Consider the following 20,478-nt stretch of genomic DNA (forward strand, 5'->3'; position numbering starts at 1 on the left):
GTCAGCTCTTTCCGCCGACGGTGGAAACTGTCGGCCGCGGCCGTCGCCGCGCTGTTGACGGCCGGTGTTGGTTTGGCCGGAACGCACGTCGCGTCGGCCGTCGCAGCCGGTTGCCAGGTCACCTACACGGTGACCAACCAGTGGCCCGGCGGCTTCGGCGCAAATGTTAGCGTTAACAATCTGGGTGACCCGATCAACGGCTGGAAGCTGACCTGGGCGTTCCCCGCCGGTCAGACCATCACCCAGCTGTGGAACGGCACCTACACCCAGTCCGGCTCCCAGGTCACGGTGTCCAACGTCAGCTACAACGCCGGCATCCCCAGCGGCGGCAGCACCGGCTTCGGGTTCAACGGGGCGTACACCGGCTCCAACCCGGTGCCGTCGAGCTTCGCCCTGAACGGCGTCACCTGCACCGGCGGCGTCTCCACCCCCACCCCCACCCCCACCGTCACGCCGCCGCCGTCGTCGAACCAGCCGTGCGACATCTACGCCGCGGGCGGCACGCCGTGCGTGGCGGCGCACAGCACCACCCGCGCCCTGTACGCCTCCTACAACGGCTCGCTCTACCAGGTACGGCGCTCCTCGGACAACGCCACCCAGAACATCGGCCTGCTCAGCGCGGGCGGGTACGCCAACGCCGCCACGCAGGATTCGTTCTGCGCCGGCACGACCTGCCTCATCACCGTCATCTACGACCAGTCCGGCCGCGGCAACCACCTCACCCAGGCGCCTCCCGGCGGGTTCCCCGGCCCGGCTCCGGGCGGATACGACAACCTCGCGAACGCGACCGCGGCGCCGACCACGGTCAACGGCCACAAGGCGTACGGCGTGTTCGTGGCCCCCGGCACCGGCTACCGCAACAACAACACCAACGGCGTGGCCAGGGGAGACCAGCCGGAAGGCATGTACGCCATCTTCGACGGCACGCACTACAACGGCGGCTGCTGCTTCGACTACGGCAACGCCGAGACCAACAGCCGCGACAACGGCAACGGCACCATGGAGGCCATCTACTTCGGCAACATCAAGGTCTGGGGCTACGGCACGGGCAACGGCCCCTGGGTCATGGCCGACCTGGAGAACGGCCTGTTCTCCGGGGTGAACCCGGGCTACAACGCCAACGACCCGACCGTCAACCACCGCTACCTGACCGCCATCGTGAAAGGCGAGCCGAACCACTGGTCGATCCGGGCCGGCAATGCCCAGTCGGGCAACCTGTCCACCTACTACAACGGGGCACGTCCCAACGTCGCGGGCTACAACCCGATGAAGAAGGAAGGGGCCATCATCCTCGGCATCGGCGGAGACAACAGCCACGGCTCCGCCGGCACCTTCTACGAAGGCGTGATGACCTCCGGCTATCCGACGGACGCCACCGAGAACGCGGTGCAGGCCAACATCGTCGCCGCCGGCTACAGGTGAACCCGCCGCCGCCCCCGGCCCACGCCGGGGGCGGCAAAGCCCGGGAAAGCGGGGCTTTCGACTCAACTGCCGTATGGCTACTATCAGGCACCAATCGCCTAGTTGGGTGATTGTCACCGATTGGTGAGGAGAGTGTCCTCCACGTGGCTGGATGGGGCAGGGCCGGGCGACGGCGGACGGAGACCGTGGGCGACGGGAGCGCGTCGTCCCAGCCGCGACGGCTGGCCGGTGCCCGCCGGCTGCCCCTGCGTACGGTGCTGCTCATCATCGTGTTCGTGCCGAGCCTGACCTTCACCCCGCTGCTGGCCTCGGGCATGTTCCAGCTGTCCTCCCAGTGGCGGGCCGAGAAGGCCCAGATGGATCTGGCCACCAAGACCGTCGGCGCTCCCGCGTCCGACCTGTTCTTCAGCCTCGACAAGGAACGGCTGCTCACCGCGGAGACGCAGGCCGACCCCGGTGGCGCCGCGGCGGGCAAGCTCGCCAAGCAGCGCGCGGTGACCGACCAGGCCGTGAGCGCCTTCCGTCCCCTGACGGCCCTGGACACCGCCAAGGGGCCGGAGGGGCTCGGCGACGCCATCTCCCGTACCGACCGCAGCCTCAACCTCCTCGACGAGCAGCGCCGGGCGGTGGACGCCGGTTGGGCCAGCCCGCAGAAGGCGTTCGACTACTACAGCGGGGTCATCGAGTCGGACCTGCGCGTGCTGACCGTCCTCAGCCACACCGACGAGGGCGAGGTGAACAGCAGCGCGCAGACCCTGGTCGACCTGTTCTGGGTCGTCAACCTGATCGGCCGCGAGGACGCCGTCCTGGCCCGCGGCTGGAAGTCGGGGCACCTGACGAGGGACGAGTACGGCCTCGTCACCGACGCCGCCGGCACCAGGAAGCACCTCATGCGCTCCCAGGTGATCCCGAGCCTCATCGGCGACGAGAAGCGGTACGAGACGCTGATCACCGGCAAGGCGTGGACGGCCATGACCGCGCTGGAGGAGCGGCTGACCCCCTCGGGCGGCAACCAGGTGACCCTGCGCGGGGACAGCACCGAATGGCGCTCCTCGGTGGACACGGTCACCGAGCAGGTGACGCAGCTCCTGCGGCTCCGGCTCGCCGACGTCAGCAAGGTCGGCTACGACCACGCCGGCATGCTCTTCGTCATCTTCATCAGCGTCACCAGCGTGGGCCTGCTCGCCCTGGGCCTGGTGATCTTCACCAGCTGGCGTCTCACCTCCATTCTTCGCCGGCGCATCCTCCACCTCCGTGAGGACGCCCAGGAGCTCCAGGAGCGGCTGCCCAAGGTGGTCGCCCGGCTGGAGCGCGGCGAGGACGTCGACGTGGACGCGGAAATCCACATGCTCAAGCCCACCCCCGACGAGCTCGGCGAGCTGGGGCATGCCCTCAACCTGGCCAGCCGCAGCGCGGTCTTCACCGCCGTGCGGCAGGCCGAACAGCACCGCGGCTTCCAGCGCATGCTCCAGCGCATCGCCCGCCGTACCCAGATCCTCATCGGCCTGCAGCTGAAGAAGCTCGACGAGCTGGAACGCAAGCACGAGGACCCCGAGGTGCTGGAGGGCCTGTTCGACCTGGACCACCTCACCGCCCGGCTGCGCCGCTACGAGGAGAACCTGGTGATCCTCGGCGGCGGGCAGCCGCAGCGCCGCTGGCGCAAGCCGGTGCACCTGCTCGACGTGCTGCGCGCCGCGCAGGGCGAGGTCCAGGACTACCGGCGGATCTCGATCGACGTCGAGGGCGAGTCCTGGGTGAGCGAGCGCGCGGTGGGACCGCTCGTCCACGTCCTGGCGGAGCTCATGGAGAACGCCACCACCTTCTCCAAGCCGATGACCCCCGTCGAGGTGCGGGCCGCACCGGTCAGCCGGGGCGTCGCCGTGGAGATCGAGGACCGAGGCCTGGGCATGGAGGCCGAGCAGTACGCCGCCGCCAACGCCCTGATGAAGTCGCCGCCGCAGCTCGACGTGATGACCCACGCCGACGACGTCCGGCTCGGCCTGTACGTGGTCGCCCGGCTCGCCGCGAGCCTGGGCCTCCAGGTGGAGCTGCGGTCGTCGGCCTTCGGCGGCACCCGGGTCATCGTGCTGCTCCCGGAAGCGCTGGTGGTGGACCGTCCGCGGGCGGTGCCCGAGGAGACCGGCCCGGCCCCGGCCCCGGCCCCGGCGCCGGCCCCGGAGGCGGCCCGTCCGGAGCCTCGCCCGCAGGAGGAACCGGCGGACGGGCAGTTGCCGACCCGCTCCAGGGGACGCGCGATGGCGTACGTGACAGCGCCCACCGGAATCCCGGACGACGCGCTCCCACCGTCCGCCCGCCGGCCGCTGCCCCAGCGGGTGCGCCAGGCCAGCCTGGTCACCGAGCTCAAGGTCCCGGCGAACGGGGACGAACAGACCGAGCAGGAGGCCTGGGCCCCACGCGAGCAGCCCGGCCGATCCAGTGCGACAATCGGCGCGTTCCAGAGGCAGTCTCGCAGGCGCCGGACCGGTGATGACGCCTTCCAGCCCCGGCCGGACGGACCCCCCGCGCCCGGCTCACCCACGACGGAAGATCGATGATGACGCAGCGAACCACCGCCACCAACGCAGACCTGGACTGGCTTCTGGACGGTCTGGTCGATCAGGTCGCGGGCACCCGGCACGCCATCGTGCTGTCCGACGACGGCCTGGTGATCAGCCGGTCCCGGACCATCGAGCGCTCGGACGCAGAACGCCTCGCCGCGATCGCCACCGGCCAGCAGAGCCTGGCTCGCGGCGTGGGGCAGCTCTTCAGCGGCGGACCGGTGCAGCAGGTCATCATCGAGATGGCCGAGCTGTGGCTGTTCATCACGACCGCCGGCCGCGGCACCCATCTGGCCGTGGTCGCCTCCCAGGAGGTGGACGCCGAGCTGATGAGCGTCGCGATGCACACCCTCGTCCAGCAGGTCGGCCAGAAGCTGGGCACCGACGCGCGTACCCCGCAGGCCGATGACGCGGGGAGACGCGGATGAAGCACTGGACCGAGGGGTTCGACGACGATGACGCCGACGAGTCCCTTGTCCGCCCCTACACGATCACCGGCGGACGGACCGCCCCAGAACGGGACGACCTCACGCTGATCACGCTGGTGACCTCGCTCTCCGGCGTCTCCTCGCAGACCGGACGCGGGCTGCGGCGAATGCAGCCGGAGCACCGCACCATCTTCGCCTTGTGCGAGCGGCCGCTGGCGGTGGCCGAAGTCGCCTCGGCGCTGAACCTCCCGGTGTCAGTGACCAAGATCCTCATTGGCGACCTGATCGAGAACGGTCAGATGCGGGCCCGGCCACCGCTGGCCTTCGCCCAGGCGGGCGGCGGTCTTCCCGATGTGACAATTCTTGAGGCGGTGAGGGATGGCTTACGCAAGCTCTGACCAAGGGGACGACGCTCCCCTGGCGGTGAAGATCCTGATCGCCGGCGGGTTCGGCGTCGGGAAGACGACCATGGTCGGCGCGGTGAGCGAGGTCGCCCCACTGCGTACGGAGGAGTACCTCACCCACGCCAGCGTCGGCGTCGACGATCTGGACGGCGTGAGCGGCAAGTCCACCACCACCGTCGCGCTGGACTTCGGGCGCATCACCATCAACCGCGAGCTGGTGCTCTACCTGTTCGGCACCCCCGGGCAGGAACGCTTCTGGTTCATGTGGAACGACCTGGTGCACGGGGCGATGGGCGCGGTCGTCCTGGTCGACACCCGGCGGCTGGACGTGAGCTTCGCGTCGATCGACTTCTTCGAGAGCCGCGGCATCCCCTTCGTCGTCGGCGTCAACTGCTTCCACGGCGTCAAGGACCGGACGCCCGAGGAGATCCGCAAGGCGCTCGACCTCGACCCGCAGGTGCCGCTGGTGCTCTGCGACGCCCGCGACCGGACGGCGGCCCGCGACGTGCTGCTCGCGCTCATCGACCACCTGCTGGCCGCCCGGCCCCGCACCGCACCGCACCCCGTGGCCTGACGCCTGTCACCTCCCGGCCGGTGCCGGGACCAGCGACGGGCGGCGGTCGATGCGGCGGCGGACCTCGTCGGTGCCGAAGTGGTAGTCGATGCGCCGGGTCGCCTCGGCCCAGTCGTCCATCGACCGAACCGCCGACAGGGCCTCCACCACCACGGGGTCGCTCCACCTTTCCACCGCGCGCTGCCACAGCGTGCCGGCGTCCTCGGTGAGGAGGCTGCCGACGGTGCCCTCGTAGATCGGCATCGCGCGCACCTCGCCGTCCGGCTCCACCTGCAGCAGCGGGAAACCGTAGCGGCGCAGGGCGTTCGGATGCATCATCAGGACCATGTTGTCCGACGTCGCCACCTGCACCTGGCGGGGTGCGAGGGAGCGCAGGCGTTCGACGTGCTCGCCGCTCACCAGCGTGCGCAGCTGGTCGAAGCTCAGCAGCTCGTGATCGGCGAACCCCTGCCGGCTCGCGAGCCCGGACGGCACCGCGGCGGCGAAGGTGAGGAAGCGCAGGTACGGGAAGCGAGGGGCGAGCGTGCGGCAGAACTCCTCCAGCTGGTGGAGGTTGGACCGCAGGACCGCGTAGTCGACCCCGAACTCGACCGGGTCGAGGCCGTTCGCCACCCGCTCCTCCGAGAGGTCGTTCAGCAGGGTCAGCGCGTTCATCGCCCGCTCGAACGAACCGGCCCGCCCGCGGATCCGATCATGCACCTCGGCGTCGGCCCCGTCGACGCTCACGGTGATCCGGGAGAAGACCCGGGTCACCTCCTCGGCCGAGCGGCGGTCGAGCGTCCATCCGCCGGTGTAGACGTTGACGCCCACCCCCGCTTCGCGGAGCCGCCCGGCGACCTCGGTGATGCCTCTGACCAGCAGCGGCTCGCCGCCGGCGAACTCCACCGCCCGCGGGCCGAAGGAGACGATCGCGTCGGCGACCTTGAGCATCTCGTCGTGGTCCAGCTGCCGGGCCGGCCGCCTGCCGGACTCGGAGTAGCAGTGCACGCATCGCAGCGGGCAGGCGTAGGTGACGTCCCAGACGATGTCGCTGGGCCCGTTCGGGGTGCTCATGGCATGGTCCTTTTCTCGTTCGTGCGCCAGTGGCCGACCAGGTCGGCGTACAGGGGGGATCGGGTGAGCAGTTCCTGATGCGTTCCGGCGGTCGTGGTGCCGCCGTCCATCAGCAGGACGCGCCGCGCTCTCATGGCGGAGCTGATGCGATGCGCGATGACGACGAGCGTGCCGTCGCGTCCGGCGAACGCCTCCTCGGCGCGCTGCTCGGCGGCCGGGTCGAGGTGGCAGGTGGCCTCGTCCAGCACGACGGTCCGCGCGGGTGAGGCGTGCACGCGGGCCAGGGCGATGAGCTGCTTCTCCCCGGCGGAGAGCGAGGAGGGCTCCTCGATGACGGCGTCGAGCCCGCCGAGCCGTTCGACCAGCGGCAGGGCTCCCACGGCGGCGGCCGCCGCCCGCAGCCGCGCGTCCGTGTCCGCGCCGAGGTAGGCCAGGTTCTCGCGGACGGTTCCGGCGAAGACGTACGCCTCCTGGGGCACGAGGGCGATCATCGTGCGCAGGCGGTGTTCCGGAGTCTCGTCGAGCGGGAGTCCGCCGAGCAGGATCCGGCCGCCGGTCGGTGGCAGGAGCCCGGTCAGCAGCATCGACAGGGTGGACTTGCCCGCGCCGCTCGGGCCGACCACGGCCAGGTGCTCCCCTTCGGGGATCGTGAGGTCGAGGTCGCGTACGACCGGTGTCGCCTCGGGCGCGTAACCGAAGGTCAGCCGTTCGGCGTCGAGCCGGTGCCCGAGCGGGCCGGGCCCGGTCCCGGTCCGCGGGGAGCCCGCCGGCACGGTGACGGACTCGGCGATCCTGCGCAGCGTGACGGCGAGGGCCACTCCCCACCCGCCGACCGTGCTGATGAGCATGCGCAACGCCGGGTCGAGCCCGGTGGCCAGGTAGGTCACCGCGCCGATGACCTCTCCCGCGCTCAGGTGGCCGCCGTCGACCAGCGGACGGGCGGCGATCAGCAGGACGAGCAGCGGGACGTGGACGCCGAGCGTGACGACCAGCCGCCGGCCGGTGCCCGCCCAGGCCATGGACATGGTGGCCGCCACCTGCGCGGAGACCGCGGCGTCCACCGTCGCGCGGGCCTGGTCGTGGGCTCCGCAGGCGGCGACGTCCCGCAGTCCGGACAGGATCGGGGTGGCCTCGGCCGTGAGCCGCTCGTCGGCCAGGATCAGCGCGCGTTGCCGGCTCGCCAGCGTACGCAGCAGCCAGGCGAACACGGCCAGGGCCAGCACCACCGGTCCCACGGCGATGGCGGCCGCCGGCGGAGAGAGGGCCAGCAGCCCCACCAGCGCGGCGATCAACGACATGCCGAGCTGGCGGCTGCTGCGCAGCAGGGCGGACACCAGGTTCCGCACCGTTTCCACCTGCGCGGTGAGCCGGTTGACGGCGGCGGTGTCGGGCGGTTCGGCGCCGCCGGCCGCGCGGGTCACCGTGGCGGTGACGACGGCCCGTACGAGGTCGTCGCGCAGCGGTTCGACGACCTTGGCCAGGACGGGGAGCGTCAACCGGGTGGCCACCGCCTTGAGCGACATGACGGCGGCCAGCAGCCCGAGCAGGGCGAGTCCGGTCCCCGGCCGCCCCGCCAGGAACCCGCGGTCGATGGCGGCGGCGATGAGCAGCCCGGACAGCAGCGTCGGAGCCGATTCGACGGCGGACAGGGCCAGGGCGACCGCCAGCGGGCGCTTGCGCGGCCGGAGCAGGGCCAGCAGCAGACGCGGCGCGCTGAGCGTGCGCGGCCCCAGGAGCGGGGTCAGCGAAGCACCGGACACGCCTCCTCCTTTCCACTGTTTTCATCGGCGGCGAACAGGGCTCGGTAGGACGGGTCGTTCCAGAGCTCCCGGTGTGTGCCCTGAGCGCTGATCCGGCCGTTCTCGAGCCAGACGACCAGGTCGGCGTGGGCGGCGGTCGTCGCCCGGTGCGCGACGACCAGGCGGGTGCGTCCGCGCATCCCGTCCACGAGGGTGCGGGTCACCTGAGCCTCGGTCGCGGTGTCGAGACTGGAGGTGGCGTCGTCGAGCACGGTCACCCGGGCGCGCCGTACGAGCGCGCGGGCCAGGCCGAGGCGCTGGAGCTCGCCGCCGGACAGCGGCGCGCCCGCGGCCGGGGTGTCGTACCCCTGGGGGAGCCGGCGGATGACGTCGTCGACGCGGGCGGACGCGGCGGCCTCCTGTACGGCGGCAAGGCTGGTCCCGGGCCGCCCGTAGGCGATGGCCGAGGCCAGGTCACCGCCGAGGAGCGCGGGGCGTTCGAAGGCGTAGGCGACGACGTCGCGCAGCGCGTCGGGGGCGAGCTCGGCCAGGGGCCGGCCGTCGAGCAGCACCTGCCCGCGGTCGGGGTCCAGCAGCCTGCCCGCCACCATGGCCAGCGTCGTCTTGCCCGCGCCGGACGGCCCGACGACGGCGGTCAAGCATCCTGCGGGAAGCTCCAGGTCGAGCCCGTCGAGCAGCCGGGCGCCGTCCCGCGTGACGGTGACGCCGCGGAACGACAACGTGCCGGGGCCTTCGGGGGCCGGGCGCGTACCGAGGGTCTGGGTGGGCAGAGCGAGCACCTGCGAGACCCGCCGCGCCGCCGAGCGGGCCTGCGCCACGCTCATCACCGCGTCCACGTGTTCGATGAACGACAGGCCCAGCGTGGCGTACCCGGCCACGGCCAGCAGCTGCCCGGGTTCGAGGCGGCCGGCCACGACGCCGAGGCCCGCCACGGCGAGGACCGCCACCTCCATGAGCGGCAGCACCAGGCCGATCCGCCACCCGCCACGGGCCTGGGCCGTCCACAGGGCGTGCCCGGTCTCGGACAGTTCGGGCAGCGGGGTGAGCACGCGGGCGATCTCGCGGTCGGCGGTGCCGGAGGCCCGCACGGTACGGATGCCCGCCAGGGTGTCGGTGAGCCGCGCCGCCAGCCGGCCCTGCGTCTCCTGGTAGCGGTCGTACAACCCGGACATCCGGGAGACGAACATGAGGATGATCACGAGCGCGACGGGCAGGCCGGCCACGAAAGCGAGCCCGGTGCGCCAGTCGATGAGGAAGAGCGCGGTGATGCCGCCCGCCGCGGTGACGAGCCCGGCGGCGGTGTCCAGCAGGGCCAGCGGGACCTGCCCGGCCCCGGCGGTGTTGCTCACGAGCCGGTTGGCCAGCTCCCCGGTCGGGAACCGGCGGGCCTCCCCGACGCCGAGGCGCAGGATGTGGCCGGTGAACCGCAGGCGCAGCGTGGAGGTCGCCGAGGCGTTGGCCGCGGTGCCCGCGACGTGGCACACCAGATCGGCGAGCGTCATGACGGCCAGGACCAGGGCCAGCCGCGCCGCCGCGGCGAGCACGTCCTCGCCCGCGAGCACCCTGTCCACCGCGGCGGCCAGCAGGGCGGGCATGGCCAGTGTCGCGGCCGAGGCGGCGGCGGTCGCGGCGGCGACCACCGCCAGCGGCCGCCAGGCGCGCCGTGCGAGAGAGGCGAGCAGGCGGTCGCCGTGCTCGTGCGTCACCCGCTCCCCGGCGGTGCCTGCCACGGGATCCGACATCCTTACGCTCCTCTCTCGACGGACCCGGCGGGCCACCGCCGGCGGCGGTGACCCGGGGATTTCACTAGGACAGGCTGAGGGTGATGAAACAGGTCTCATCGCCCTCGCACGTCACGCCGAAGCAGCTCAGCGTGCAGGGGTACAGCCAGGACTCTTCTGCGGCCGGGAGCATGTCCAGGGCCTTGATGTCGATTTCCATCAGACGGTGATCCAGCAGCTGTCGTTCTTGCACGAGATGAAGCACGTGATGACGCAGGGCCACAGCGAGGTCTCCTCGGCGGCCGGCAGCATGTCGAGAGCCTTGATGTCGATTTCCATGGTGTTCTCTCCTTCAGTAGTGGGGATTTTTCGTCAGATGGTGACCCAGCAACTGTCCTTGCAGGTCTTGACCTCGCAGGTGATGAGGCAGGGCCACAGCGCGGCCTCCTCGGCGGCCGGCAGCATGTCCAGGGCCTTGATGTCGATTTCCATCGCGTTCTCCTTTCTTGGGTAGTTGCCGCTCGTTTCGAGACGGCGTGGAGTACCGGCCCGCGTCGACGGGCCGGAGTCTGTGAGCACCCGCTAGGCGGTGACGGGCCTGCCGCTCAGGAAGTCGATGAGCAGGCCGGTGACCAGGTGTCCGTCTCCGGAGGCCAGCGGGTCGTGGTCGGCCACGGGGATCTCCAGGTAGACCGGTGGCACCGGGTGACCGGCCGCCAGCAGCCGGTCGTGCAACCGCCGGGAGTGAGTGACCGGGATGATCGAGTCCTGCAGGCCGTGGATGATCATGATCGGCAGGCGCATCCGGTCCGCCAGCCGGGCCAGGTCGCGCGGGCCGAGCTCGTCGTCCGCCTCCGCGCAGCCGCCGAGCCGATCGAGCAGCGTGCGTACGCGCTGCGCCCCGTCCTGGTACAGCTCCCGCCCGGACAGGAACGGCGCGATGACCGCGGCCCTGGTCCACAGGTCCGGCTCCGCGGCGGCGGCCAGCAGGGCCAGGTAGGCGCCGTAGCTGATGCCGTACAGCATGGGCCGTTGCCGGCCCGGGCCGCGCGCGTCGGCCAGCGTGCGCCCGAGCTGCAGGACGTCCGCCAGGTCGGGGCCGCCCCACGCGCCGTGGATGGCGTCGCGGTGCGCGGCGCCGTAGCCGGTGCTCCCCCGCTGGTTGGGCGCGACCACCGCCATGCCCGCCGCGGCCATCCGCTGGAACAGCGGATCGAACCCGAAGGGCCAGGCGGCTTCCGGGCCGCCGTGCAGCGCCAGGACGACCTGCTCGCTCGTCGCCGGGTCGCCGTACACGATGGCCTCGATCGGCCCGGCCGGGCCCTGGTGGTCCACCGTACGGGCCGGTGCCCAGCCGCCCGCGTGCTCCTCGGCGGCGGCCCGCGCCCGGGGCCGGAGCGGATCGGGCAGGGTGACCACGCCGAGCGGGCGGTCCGGCGTGCTGTGCAGCAGGTGCAGCCCTCCGGTGGTCCAGCGCGCCAGCGGCTGCAACGTCCCGGCCGGCAGCTCGGCCTCGACGGCGGTGTCCGCCACGAGGTCGTGCAGCAGCAGGTCGGAGCGGCTGCGGCGGACGACCGACAGGGCCAGGTGCCGCCCGTCGGGGTCCAGGGTCAGCGGCGCGACGGTGCCCTCGACGCGGTTCAGCCGCTCGGGGAACGCCGTCGGCGCCGGGTCGTCGCGGTGCCGGACGCCGAGCCGGAACGCTCCATCGCGTTGTGCCGCGGTGAGCAGCACGCCGGTGCGCGGCGCGGCCATGAGCAGGTGCTCGCCGTCCGCCAGCCCGTCGAGTGCCGTCAGAAGACCGGTGGCGAGGTCGAGGACGAGCGTGCCGCCGGTGCCCGGCTCGGGGCGGGCCAGCGCGAGCCGCCGGCCGTCCTCGTCGAGCCAGACTCCCCCGCCGACCGCACCGGTCAGCCTGGCGACCTGCTCGGGAGCCTCGGCGCGCCCCGACACGCGCCACACCGTGGTGCGTCCGTCCGCGCCGCTCTCGAACAGCAGGGCGGCGGTGCCCGGCGCGACACCGGCGACCAGCCTGAGCCCTCCGCTGCGCGGGGTGAGCAGCTCGTACTCCTCGGCCGGCGCGCCGTCCGAGCCGGGGACGGCGAGCAGCAACCGCGCCGACCCCTTGCCGTGGCGGCACAGCAGCACGTCGCCGTCCCCGGTCGGGAGCGGGAGCGTCCAGGAGGTCTCGCCTTCGCGGGTGGGTAACAGGCGGGGCCGCGGCGCGGGACCGGTGAGGTCCCACAGCTCCGGCATGAGCTTGTCACGGCCGTACGCGGCCAGGCAGGTGGCATGGCGCCCGTTGCCGGAGAACCGGAAGCTGATCCGCCTGAGTTCCGTGGGCAGGGTGGTGACGGTGCTCATCGCGCGGCCACCTCGTCGGAGACCATCCACGGGCGGGGACCGCCGTGGCGCAGCCGCCACAGGAAGGCGAGCACCCCGGCCAGCCCGGTGTTCCAGCCGAACGTCACCTCAAGGGCGTTCTCGTCGGGCACCACGAGCAGCCCGTCGCGCACGGTGGCGCGCGTCCACAGCACGGCGGCCAGTTCCTCGGCCTGCTCGTGGTAGATCGGATCGTCGGCCAGCTCCGCCAGGTCCAGCAGGAACTGCCCGTCTCCGGCCAGGCCGTGGCAGGCCGCGGTGCCGGAGCGCAGCCGGTGGCCGTGTACCGCCCTGGCGGCGGCCCTGGCCACCTCCAGCGCGTCCCAGTCGCCGGTGACCGTGTGCAGGCGCACCAGGAACGTTCCGATCCCCGAGGATCCGTTGCACCAGTGGGGCATCTTCGCCCCGCCGTGCGGGCCCTCCCCCCACCAGGCCGCCTCACCGTGGTAGTCGACCGCGTCCAGCAGGGTGCGGCCCGCCGCGACGGCGGTCTCCAGGCAGTCCTCGCGCCCGAGCGCGACGCCGGCGGCCAGCAGGTACGCGCCGATCCCGGCGACGCCGTGGGCGAAGCCGTAGTGCACGACGCCCGCCAGCGCGGAGTCGAAGTCCTTGGGGATGGGCCACAGCACCGTGTCGGGGGTGCGCTGCGCGACCTTGAGGAGCTCGTCGGCGCAGTCGCTCGCCCGGTCGCGGAATCTCGTGTCGCCGGTGGCGTTCCACAGGTGCAGCAGCGCCGTCCCGGTCCCGGCCAGGCCGTGGCAGATGTCCGGGTTCGGCCAGCTGACGGGCAGGTCGAGGGCGAGGTCCAGGCCCGCCGAGCGGATGTCGTGGTCGTCGAGCGCCGCGCCCGCCTCGTACAGGGCCCAGGCCATGCCGGCCCGGCCGAAGTACAGCCCCGGCGAGGGGCGGTGTTCGCCCGCGAGGCGGTGGATCATCCAGTTCGCGCCGTCGCGCAGGGCGGTCGCGAGGGATTCCTGGGGGGAGGTCCTCAGCACGGAGGCCATCAGCTGGAGCACGCCGGCCGCGCCGTACTGCACGCCGCAGGGGTCGGCGGTGGCGCCGTACCCGGTGCTGGGCCACAGCCGCGCGTCCCCGCCCATGGTGCGCAGGGTGTACGCCAGCCCGTCGTGCAGCAGCCGGTCCTGGTCGGCCGTGGCGAGCCGGTAGCCGTTCCCCGCCTCCGGGCCGGTGGTCAGGCCGTCCAGGAACGTACGGACCCTGGCCAGGTCCCACCGCCGGGCGGGATCCTCCGCCATCAACCCCAAGATCATGGGAGCCAGCTCGGTGGCCACGGGATCGCCGGCGACGGCCACGTCGACCAGCGTGCGCACCCGGGAGTCCCACGGTCTGGCGTGCTCGTCCTGATCCTTGACCAGCATCGGCTGGCAGGAGGTGGCCAGGTAGAACACCGTCGCGCCCAGCGCGTACAGGTCCACCTCGACGCCGGGGCAGGGCCCGAGGACGGGGGAGTTCTCCTGCTCCGGCGGCGCGTAGCCGGGGGTGTGGGTGCGCCCGACCAGGGTGCCGGGCCTCGCCGCGGTCTCCAGGTCGATCAGCCGGCAGTCGCCGTCCTCGGTGACGATGATGTTGTTCGGGGTCAGGTCGCGCACGATGTGGCCGCGCTCGTGGACCGTCGCCACCAGCTCGACCAGGCGCCCCACGAGGCCCAGCACCGTTTCGCGCCGGCGCGGGTCCGGGCCCTCGGCTCCGCGCTCGCCGGCCCAGACGGTGAGCACGGTCCCCTCGATGCGCTCCTGGACCAGGAACAGGTTGTCGTCCTTGTCGAACAGCGTCACCTTGCGCGCCGTGACGCCGAGCGGCCCGAACAGGTCGAGCATCCGCCATTCGTGGCGCAGCGCGTCGCGCTCGTCATGTCCGTTCATCCTGGCGCCGACGTGCGGCCGGGCCTGCTTGACGATCACGTTCCCGCCGGTGTCGCGGTCCTCGGCCAGGAAGACCCCGCCCTTGGCGTTGTGCCGTACGGCCTGGCGCACCACGAACCGGTCGGCCAGCAGCACCGCCTGCGGCGCGGCCACCCGTACCGGAGCCTTGCCCGACTCGAAGGGGCAGGGCGCCCACGGGGGCGGCGAGTACCAGGCGTTGCGCTTGTCGGTCACCTGGGTGCCGTCGGGGGCGGTCAGCTGCGAGGCGTAGGAGCCGTCGTTGTCCAGCACGGAGGAAGCGGAGAACACCCCGTAGCGGTAGTGGACCAGGCTGCCCGGCTTGTACGCGCGATCGGACAGGATGGGCGGCCCGGGCAGGCCCAGGGTGGCGGCGTGCAACTCCTCGGCGATCACGGTCGCCGCCCGGTCGTCGGGCGGGTAGACGGTGATGAACTTGCCCACCGACCCGCGGTCCTGCTCCCTGGCCACCAGGCCGGACAGCTCGGCCAGCGTCGCGGCGAACTTGAACGAGCAGCGGTGCCGCGCCAGCACCTCCACCGCGCGCGCCAGCACCACCGGCGCCGACAGCGGCGTCGCCGAGACGTGCAGCTTCCAACCCTGCGCCCGGTTCGCCGCGCCTGCCGGAGTCACATACGTCCACGGCCTGCGGGTGCGGATCTCCCAGGCGTCCTCCTGCTCACCGGTCGCCGCCCGGCCCAAGGCCGCCTTGGCGACGTCCTCCAGGACGTGCCGATCCACGCCGGTCTGGTCTTCCCCCACGTTGCTCCCCTATCCACTGGATGATCAGCGCGGGCCCGGGGCCATCGGCTGATCGACATCAGGTATAGGCGTGGGGACTTGTAGCCATCTTGGACAGGAGTTGGAACCTGTTGGGCGTCGTCTTGCCTGACTCTCCCCGCTCGCTTGGCCGGAGCCGCTCACCTGCCGGAACATCGCGCCACCCCGAACAGCGCAATGGCCACCCCCCGCGATCGGGGAGTGGCCATTGACGTCATGCTCTTAATCGCAGTGTTCGAAGCCACTGGTGTAGGAGCTGCTGCCGACCGAGCCGCCCCACTTGACGCACTGCCCGGCCGCGTCGCGCCTGACGGGACCCGCGTAGTAGTCGTAGCTGCCCGAGTCGGTCGTCCTGCTTTCGTTCTGCGGCTCCAGGAAGGCCGACACCGCCGACGCCGAGCCGAGGTTCGTCGACTTCAGCGTCACGACGCAGTTGTAGCCGTTACCCGAGTTGTAGAGCAGGTACGTGCGGCCACCCGTGAGAGCGGCCGAGTCGATGACCGAGTAACCGCTGCCGCAGACCTCCTCGGGGGTGTAGGGGTTGCTGCTGCCGCAGCCGTTGGTGCTCGTGATGGCCTTCTTCTGGCCCAGGGACACGGTCACGCCGTCCACGGTCGGGCTGGTGTCCATCGCACCGGTGGAGGTCCGCTGTTCGTAGTGCAGGTGCGGCGCGTTCGAGCCGCCCGTCGAGCCGACGGTCCCGATCACGGTGCCCTGGCTGACGGTCAACGTGCTGCCGGCCGACCTCACCATGGTCGCCAGGTGGGCGTAGCGGGTCCTGGTGCCGTCGCTGTGCCGGATCTCTATCCACTTGCCGTAGCTGGTGCTTCCCGCGTCGCTGAAGGTCGCGGTCCCCGCGGCGGTGGCACGCACGGTCTCGCCGTTGATGTCGTCGCCCCCGTAGTCCTGCCAGTCGATAGAACCGGACGGGTTGTGGGCGGGGGTCCCGGTCCAGTTGTTGGCGTAGAAGGTCTTTCCGCAGTTGAACGGACTCTTGTGAGACACAGCCAGGACGCCGGCGTCCTGCGCTGAGGCGGCCTGGGGAATCAGCGCTGCCGCGACGGTGACCAACAGGACGGTGATCGCGGGTTTGAGGGCTCTCGGCCAGGTCGGCCTGCCGATTGTGGGCATGCTCACCTCTCTGAACAGGTGCTGTGGGGGGATACGGTCGGGCACCCAGTTCCAATGGTGTCGATTTGCGACATGGCAGCATTTCGACACCTCACCGCCCGTGGGGGAGGGCGGTCGATCATGAAGATATCCCTGAAAGTTCTCTTCATCAATCTCTACGGAGATGAAATTTTGCGGCTCTTCAACTTGCCGTCAAGTACTTATCAAAACCGCAGCCCACTTCGGCCAATCCGATGGTGAGCCTAGTTTATGTACGCCCAAAATTATAGATTTGGCCACCTCTTATTTAAGGGCCTCTTTGCCGGTTGGATGGGGCGCATGAATGCTCATGACGTTGCCCGGCTTCTTCCCGAGATTCCCGCGCTCCGTGACTTCTGCCGATCCATGGCGGTGCTGGAGGCCATCCTGAGCCCGGACTGGGAGAGCCGCCGCCACTCCTTCGACGCCGGTTGGGCCCCAGGGGAGGAGATGGCGTCCATGCGGAACGGTTCCGGAGACGAATACTCCATCGTCTTCGTGGCGGGCGGCGCGTACGTGCGCGGTTTCGACCACGAGGCGGCGATGAGCCCCTACGGGAACGACGGGCCGTGGCCGGGTGTGCTCGACTCGGTGCCTGATGTCTTCCGCCGCTGCGTGGAGGAGCCGGCGTTCCGCGACGAGGACGGCATGCCCGTCGTGACCGCCTGCCTGTGGCGGGAGGCCGGCGACGACGCCTGGCGGGTGGGCGAGATCGACTATCCGGACGGCGAGCGCGACCCCGACGGGTCGGCCCACCTGTTCGCGCTGCTCATGGATCCGTCGCCAGAGGCGTTCCAGCGCTTCGCCGAGGACTACTACGAAATGCCCGTGGACCTCGATGCGATCCGGCACGTCCATGCCCTCCGCCCCCGGACGCAGGCGGTCGTCACCACGTTGAACGCCGATCTCACGCTGGACGACCTCGCCGAGGACCTCGCGGAAGCCCGGTATCCGTCCCGGGCCTAGCCGTACCGGCCGCTCGAGGACGGGCGCAGGGCGGCGGTGACGTCGTCCGCGAGCCGGTCCACCTCGTCGGCAGCCAGGGTCGAGACGGTGAGGCGGATGGCGGGCGGCGTGGCGATGCGGTTGCGGGCGCCGGGCGCGACGGCCCAGCCGCGGGCGAGCAGGCGGGTGATCGCGGTGGCCTCGTCCGGGACTGGGACCCACACGTTGAGCCCGGTGCGCCCGTGCGCCGGGATGCCGCGTCCGGTCAGCGCCGTCACCAGGCCGTCCCTGCGCCGCGCGTACGAGGCCGCCACCGCCACCGTGTCCACCGCGTCCGTACGCCAGAGGTAGGCGACGGCGCGTTGCAGCAGGTGACTGACCCAGCCGGCGGCCAGGCGCTGGCGGCCGCGCAGCCGGCCGAGCGTGACCGGGTCGCCGCTGGTCAGGGCGACGCGTAGATCGGGGCCGAAGGCCTTGGCCGTCGAACGCGTGAGCACCCAGCGCTGCGTGACCCCCGCCAGCGGGTGCAGGGGAAGGTCCACGAAGCCGGCCCCGTGGTCGTCCTCGATGAGCAGCACCCCCGGGTACGCCGCCAGCACCTCCCGCAGGGCCCCAGCACGTTCGGCGGAGACGGCGGCGCCGAACGGGTTCTGGGCGCGGGCCGTGATCACGACGGCTCGGACCCCGGTCCGCAGGGCCCGGCCGAGCTCGTCGGGCAGGGGGCCTTCGTCGTCCACCCGCATCGGCACGGGACGCAGCCCCATGACGCCGACCAGGTCGAGCAGGGCCGTCCAGCCCGGATCCTCCAGGGCCACCGCGTCGCCGGGGCGCAGCTGAGCGGCCAGCACTCGTTCGACCGCGTCGAGGGTGCCCGAGGTGATCGCCAGCGGGCCGGCCGGTACGCCGTCCGCGCGCAGCCGCTCGCCGGCCAGGGCGATCAGCTCCTCGTCGTCACCCGTCCCGTACATGGCGGGCCGCTCCTCGTGCGCGCGGGCCGCGGCGGCGAGGGCGTCCCCCAGGGGCGGCAGCAGGGCCGGGTCGGGGTTGCCCGTGGACAGGTCGCGCGCGCCAGGAGGCACCTCGATGCGGATCTCCTCCCGGAACGTGCTGGCCGGGCGCGGCCTGATCCGCGTACCGCGCCGCCCGGCGGTCTCGATGACTCCGCGCTCGCGCAGCAGCCGGTACGCGGCCGCCGCCGTGTTGGGGCTGACCCCGGCCCGGGAGGCCAGCTCGCGCACCGGCGGAAGCATCGCGCCTGGTGAAAGCCGCCCCTCCGACACGGCGGCCTCGACCCCGGCCGCAAGCTCGCTGGCAGTCTCACCCACAATCAGGTACTTTTCTGACACAAAATCCATTATGTACTAATACAAAGAGGTATGGGGTGCTCATTCATCCTTGGGACGCGGCCCAAGACGGCGACGAATGGCGGGCCTGGCTGCGTACGCGCGACTTCGGGCAACTGGCCGCGAACGGCGTGGACGGCGGCCCGCCGGTCGTGGTGCCGACGCATTTCCTGTTCGACGGGAGTGCGGTCGTGCTCCACCTGGCCAGGCCGAACCCGATCTGGCCCGCGCTGGAGGCCAACCCGGCCGTGGTGGTGACCGTGCACGACGACTACGCCTACATCCCGTCGGGCTGGCGCTCCGACACCCCGGAGACCGGCGTGCCGACCAGCTATTACGCCTCGGTGCAGCTCACCTGCCAGGCCCGGATCGTGGACGGCAGGGAGGGCAAGGCCGAGATCCTGCGCCGCCAGCTGGCCCACCACGAGCCCGGCGGCGGGCACGGCGAGGTGGCCGCGGACGCGGGGCCGTACCGGAAGATGCTCTCGGCGATCCGGGGGCTGCGGCTGGAGGTGGTGGAGGTGCGGGCCAAGTTCAAGTACGACGACCACCGGCCGGTCGAGTTCCGCGAGCGGATCGCGGACGGGCTCGCCGAGCGGGACCTGCCGGGCGACGCGGGCGCGCGGGCCCAACAGCTCAGGCGGATCACCCACGCGCGGTGAGCGCCCGGGCGCAGCAACTCAGGCGGATGGCCTGAGGACGGTGAACTCCCGGGGCGGGCGCCCGAGGACCCGCTGGACCCCGTCGTGGAGCCGGGCGTACTCCCCGCGGCGGATGGCGTCGAAGGTCTCCAAGGACCAGTTCATGGCCGCCTCCGAGGCGCCCGCGGCCTTCGTCCGTTCCGTCCATCGTTCGACCGGCTCGTCGACGTACACCACGGTGCGCCCCGTCTCCCGCGAGACGATCGCGACGAGCTCGGGGTACGACAGGGCGCGCGGCCCCGCCAGCGGGTAGATCCGGCCCTCGTGCCCCGCGCCGGTGAGCACGGCCACCGCGACGTCGGCGATGTCGGCGACGTCGATCGGCGCGGTGTACGGCTCCGGCCCCAGCGGCAGCCGCAGCTCGTCTTTCCCGGCCAGGGTCGCGAAGTTCTGCTGGAAGGCGCCGGGCCGCAGGATCGTCCATGCCGGCCCGGCCTCGCGCACGGCCGTCTCACGTGAGGCCATCGGCACGCTCCCGTACCCCGCGCTCAGCCCGGACAACAGCACGACCCGCCGCACTCCGGCCGCCCGCGCGACCGCGAGGAACGAGGCCACCAGCCCGGCCGGGAACACAGGGTCCTCGGGCGTCACCAGGTAGATCACGGAAACGCCCTCGACGACGGGACCCCAGGTACGCGCGTCGTCCCACTCGAAGCGCACCGACGCCGACCGGGAGGCCGCCCGTAACGGCACGCCCCGGTCCCGCAGCCCGGCGACGACGAGGCACCCGGTCCTGCCGGTGGCACCCAGAACCAGAATCATGCAACCAGTAAACATCGGCTTGCCATTGCCAGTTGTTTCAGTCTAGTCTGAAATTACTGGCTAGAAAGCTGAACGTTAGGATGACCGCATGAGTACGCAGGACGGCCCTGACCGCGAGCAGGTGCTCGAATGGGTCGAGCGGGTGGCCGCGTTCGTCTCCGAGGAATGGGGACTCGCGCCGATCACCGGCCGCGTCCTGGGCTGGCTCATGGCGTGCGACCCGCCGGCGCAGACCGCGAGCGACATCGCCGACGCCATCGGCGCGAGCCGCGCCTCGCTGACGACGAACATGCACCTCCTGACGTCCATCAAGCTCATCCGCAGGTTCCGCAAGCCAGGGGAGCGGAACGTCTACTACCAGATCGAGGACGACGCCTGGTCCAAGGTCATCCGGCAGAAGCTCGCCGCGTTCACCGCGTTCGACGAGTTGGCCGCGGAGGGCCTGCGGCTCGGCTGGACCGACGAGGCGCAGACCAGGCGCATCGAGTCGGCCAGGACCGCCATCGCCGGCCTCGCCAAGGTGCTCGACCAGGCCTCCGACTGAAACCCAGAGCGGACGCGGCGGGCTCTCTGCGGCCACGCCGCCGTCCCGCCA

19 protein-coding genes are annotated in these 20,478 nt (G+C 71.9%); 8 read left to right on the forward strand and 11 right to left on the reverse strand.

Annotated elements, in window-relative coordinates; translation table 11 throughout:
* The first annotated feature begins 72 nt into the window (after positions 1–72).
* The 5 genes from AB0J87_RS48030 to AB0J87_RS48050 all read left to right on the forward strand — a co-directional run bounded on the left by AB0J87_RS48030 (position 73) and on the right by AB0J87_RS48050 (position 5,386).
* Positions 73–1,422, forward strand: coding sequence for an arabinofuranosidase catalytic domain-containing protein (locus tag AB0J87_RS48030; protein WP_363978564.1), 1,350 nt, complete (start codon positions 73–75; stop codon positions 1,420–1,422).
* A 143-nt stretch (positions 1,423–1,565) separates the two neighbouring features.
* Positions 1,566–3,977: a nitrate- and nitrite sensing domain-containing protein gene (locus AB0J87_RS48035; protein ID WP_363978567.1), complete on the forward strand. Its 2,412-nt coding sequence runs from the start codon at positions 1,566–1,568 to the stop codon at positions 3,975–3,977.
* Positions 3,977–4,408 carry a roadblock/LC7 domain-containing protein gene (locus AB0J87_RS48040; RefSeq protein ID WP_350742758.1) on the forward strand — a complete coding sequence of 144 codons (432 nt, stop codon included), beginning with the start codon at positions 3,977–3,979 and terminating at the stop codon, positions 4,406–4,408. Before AB0J87_RS48035 ends, AB0J87_RS48040 begins: the two co-directional genes overlap by 1 nt.
* On the forward strand, positions 4,405–4,806 hold the full coding sequence (locus tag AB0J87_RS48045) for a DUF742 domain-containing protein (protein ID WP_363978570.1): 402 nt from the start codon (positions 4,405–4,407) through the stop codon (positions 4,804–4,806). Before AB0J87_RS48040 ends, AB0J87_RS48045 begins: the two co-directional genes overlap by 4 nt.
* On the forward strand, positions 4,787–5,386 hold the full coding sequence (locus AB0J87_RS48050; protein WP_350742709.1) for an ATP/GTP-binding protein: 600 nt from the start codon (positions 4,787–4,789) through the stop codon (positions 5,384–5,386). The genes AB0J87_RS48045 and AB0J87_RS48050 overlap by 20 nt, the downstream gene beginning before the upstream one ends.
* Before the next feature lie 6 nt (positions 5,387–5,392).
* Here the strand turns inward: AB0J87_RS48050 and AB0J87_RS48055 are convergent, their stop codons facing one another.
* The 9 genes from AB0J87_RS48055 to AB0J87_RS48095 form a co-directional block, all read right to left on the reverse strand.
* Positions 5,393–6,439, reverse strand: a complete 1,047-nt coding sequence (locus tag AB0J87_RS48055) for a radical SAM protein (RefSeq protein WP_363978573.1) — start codon at positions 6,437–6,439, stop codon at positions 5,393–5,395.
* On the reverse strand, positions 6,436–8,199 hold the full coding sequence (locus AB0J87_RS48060; protein ID WP_363978576.1) for an ABC transporter ATP-binding protein: 1,764 nt from the start codon (positions 8,197–8,199) through the stop codon (positions 6,436–6,438). Before AB0J87_RS48060 ends, AB0J87_RS48055 begins: the two co-directional genes overlap by 4 nt.
* Positions 8,181–9,941 carry an ABC transporter ATP-binding protein gene (locus tag AB0J87_RS48065; RefSeq protein ID WP_363978579.1) on the reverse strand — a complete coding sequence of 587 codons (1,761 nt, stop codon included), beginning with the start codon at positions 9,939–9,941 and terminating at the stop codon, positions 8,181–8,183. The genes AB0J87_RS48060 and AB0J87_RS48065 overlap by 19 nt, the downstream gene beginning before the upstream one ends.
* Positions 9,942–10,005: 64 nt before the next feature.
* A complete protein-coding gene (locus AB0J87_RS48070; protein ID WP_363978582.1) occupies positions 10,006–10,140 on the reverse strand; it encodes an ALQxL family class IV lanthipeptide in 135 nt (44 codons plus the stop codon).
* Entirely contained in the window at positions 10,140–10,259 is a 120-nt protein-coding gene (locus AB0J87_RS48075; protein ID WP_350742719.1) for an ALQxL family class IV lanthipeptide, read from the reverse strand. Before AB0J87_RS48075 ends, AB0J87_RS48070 begins: the two co-directional genes overlap by 1 nt.
* Positions 10,260–10,292: 33 nt before the next feature.
* Positions 10,293–10,412, reverse strand: a complete 120-nt coding sequence (locus AB0J87_RS48080; RefSeq protein ID WP_350742721.1) for an ALQxL family class IV lanthipeptide — start codon at positions 10,410–10,412, stop codon at positions 10,293–10,295.
* A 90-nt stretch (positions 10,413–10,502) separates the two neighbouring features.
* Positions 10,503–12,284 (reverse strand): prolyl oligopeptidase family serine peptidase, encoded by a 1,782-nt coding sequence (locus AB0J87_RS48085; RefSeq protein ID WP_363978586.1) that lies wholly within the window; start codon positions 12,282–12,284, stop codon positions 10,503–10,505.
* Positions 12,281–14,965, reverse strand: a complete 2,685-nt coding sequence (gene lanL / locus AB0J87_RS48090; protein WP_363978589.1) for a class IV lanthionine synthetase LanL — start codon at positions 14,963–14,965, stop codon at positions 12,281–12,283. The genes AB0J87_RS48085 and lanL overlap by 4 nt, the downstream gene beginning before the upstream one ends.
* Positions 14,966–15,205: 240 nt before the next feature.
* On the reverse strand, positions 15,206–16,114 hold the full coding sequence (locus tag AB0J87_RS48095; RefSeq protein ID WP_363978592.1) for a M23 family metallopeptidase: 909 nt from the start codon (positions 16,112–16,114) through the stop codon (positions 15,206–15,208).
* A gap of 318 nt (positions 16,115–16,432) precedes the next feature.
* Here AB0J87_RS48095 and AB0J87_RS48100 point away from each other — a divergent pair, with 318 nt between their 5' ends.
* Positions 16,433–17,098 (forward strand): hypothetical protein, encoded by a 666-nt coding sequence (locus AB0J87_RS48100; RefSeq protein ID WP_363978595.1) that lies wholly within the window; start codon positions 16,433–16,435, stop codon positions 17,096–17,098.
* Here AB0J87_RS48100 and AB0J87_RS48105 read toward each other — a convergent pair.
* A complete protein-coding gene (locus tag AB0J87_RS48105; RefSeq protein WP_363978598.1) occupies positions 17,095–18,402 on the reverse strand; it encodes an aminotransferase class I/II-fold pyridoxal phosphate-dependent enzyme in 1,308 nt (435 codons plus the stop codon). The two genes, AB0J87_RS48100 and AB0J87_RS48105, sit on opposite strands and share 4 nt — an antisense overlap.
* Positions 18,403–18,458: 56 nt before the next feature.
* On the opposite strand from AB0J87_RS48105, the gene AB0J87_RS48110 reads away from it, so the two are divergent.
* Positions 18,459–19,082, forward strand: a complete 624-nt coding sequence (locus tag AB0J87_RS48110; protein ID WP_363978601.1) for an FMN-binding negative transcriptional regulator — start codon at positions 18,459–18,461, stop codon at positions 19,080–19,082.
* 18 nt (positions 19,083–19,100) lie between these two features.
* Here the strand turns inward: AB0J87_RS48110 and AB0J87_RS48115 are convergent, their stop codons facing one another.
* Positions 19,101–19,883, reverse strand: coding sequence for an NAD(P)H-binding protein (locus AB0J87_RS48115; RefSeq protein ID WP_363978604.1), 783 nt, complete (start codon positions 19,881–19,883; stop codon positions 19,101–19,103).
* Positions 19,884–19,971: 88 nt separating this feature from the next.
* Between AB0J87_RS48115 and AB0J87_RS48120 the strand changes: the two genes are divergently transcribed.
* Positions 19,972–20,427, forward strand: coding sequence for a transcriptional regulator (locus AB0J87_RS48120; RefSeq protein WP_363978607.1), 456 nt, complete (start codon positions 19,972–19,974; stop codon positions 20,425–20,427).
* Positions 20,428–20,478 lie beyond the last annotated feature (51 nt).

This window comes from Nonomuraea sp. NPDC049625, from assembly GCF_040675285.1.
GTDB classification, from domain to species: domain Bacteria; phylum Actinomycetota; class Actinomycetes; order Streptosporangiales; family Streptosporangiaceae; genus Nonomuraea; species Nonomuraea angiospora_A.

Coding starts and splice junctions, on each gene's coding strand:
- AB0J87_RS48040 (WP_350742758.1), top strand. CDS start 3,977: ATGACGCAGCGAACCACCGCCACCAACGCAGACCTGGACTGGCTTCTG.
- AB0J87_RS48045 (WP_363978570.1), top strand. CDS start 4,405: ATGAAGCACTGGACCGAGGGGTTCGACGACGATGACGCCGACGAGTCC.
- AB0J87_RS48050 (WP_350742709.1), top strand. CDS start 4,787: ATGGCTTACGCAAGCTCTGACCAAGGGGACGACGCTCCCCTGGCGGTG.
- AB0J87_RS48055 (WP_363978573.1), bottom strand. CDS start 6,439: ATGAGCACCCCGAACGGGCCCAGCGACATCGTCTGGGACGTCACCTAC.
- AB0J87_RS48065 (WP_363978579.1), bottom strand. CDS start 9,941: ATGTCGGATCCCGTGGCAGGCACCGCCGGGGAGCGGGTGACGCACGAG.
- AB0J87_RS48070 (WP_363978582.1), bottom strand. CDS start 10,140: ATGGAAATCGACATCAAGGCCCTGGACATGCTCCCGGCCGCAGAAGAG.
- AB0J87_RS48075 (WP_350742719.1), bottom strand. CDS start 10,259: ATGGAAATCGACATCAAGGCTCTCGACATGCTGCCGGCCGCCGAGGAG.
- AB0J87_RS48080 (WP_350742721.1), bottom strand. CDS start 10,412: ATGGAAATCGACATCAAGGCCCTGGACATGCTGCCGGCCGCCGAGGAG.
- AB0J87_RS48085 (WP_363978586.1), bottom strand. CDS start 12,284: ATGAGCACCGTCACCACCCTGCCCACGGAACTCAGGCGGATCAGCTTC.
- AB0J87_RS48095 (WP_363978592.1), bottom strand. CDS start 16,114: ATGCCCACAATCGGCAGGCCGACCTGGCCGAGAGCCCTCAAACCCGCG.
- AB0J87_RS48100 (WP_363978595.1), top strand. CDS start 16,433: ATGAATGCTCATGACGTTGCCCGGCTTCTTCCCGAGATTCCCGCGCTC.
- AB0J87_RS48115 (WP_363978604.1), bottom strand. CDS start 19,883: ATGATTCTGGTTCTGGGTGCCACCGGCAGGACCGGGTGCCTCGTCGTC.
- AB0J87_RS48120 (WP_363978607.1), top strand. CDS start 19,972: ATGAGTACGCAGGACGGCCCTGACCGCGAGCAGGTGCTCGAATGGGTC.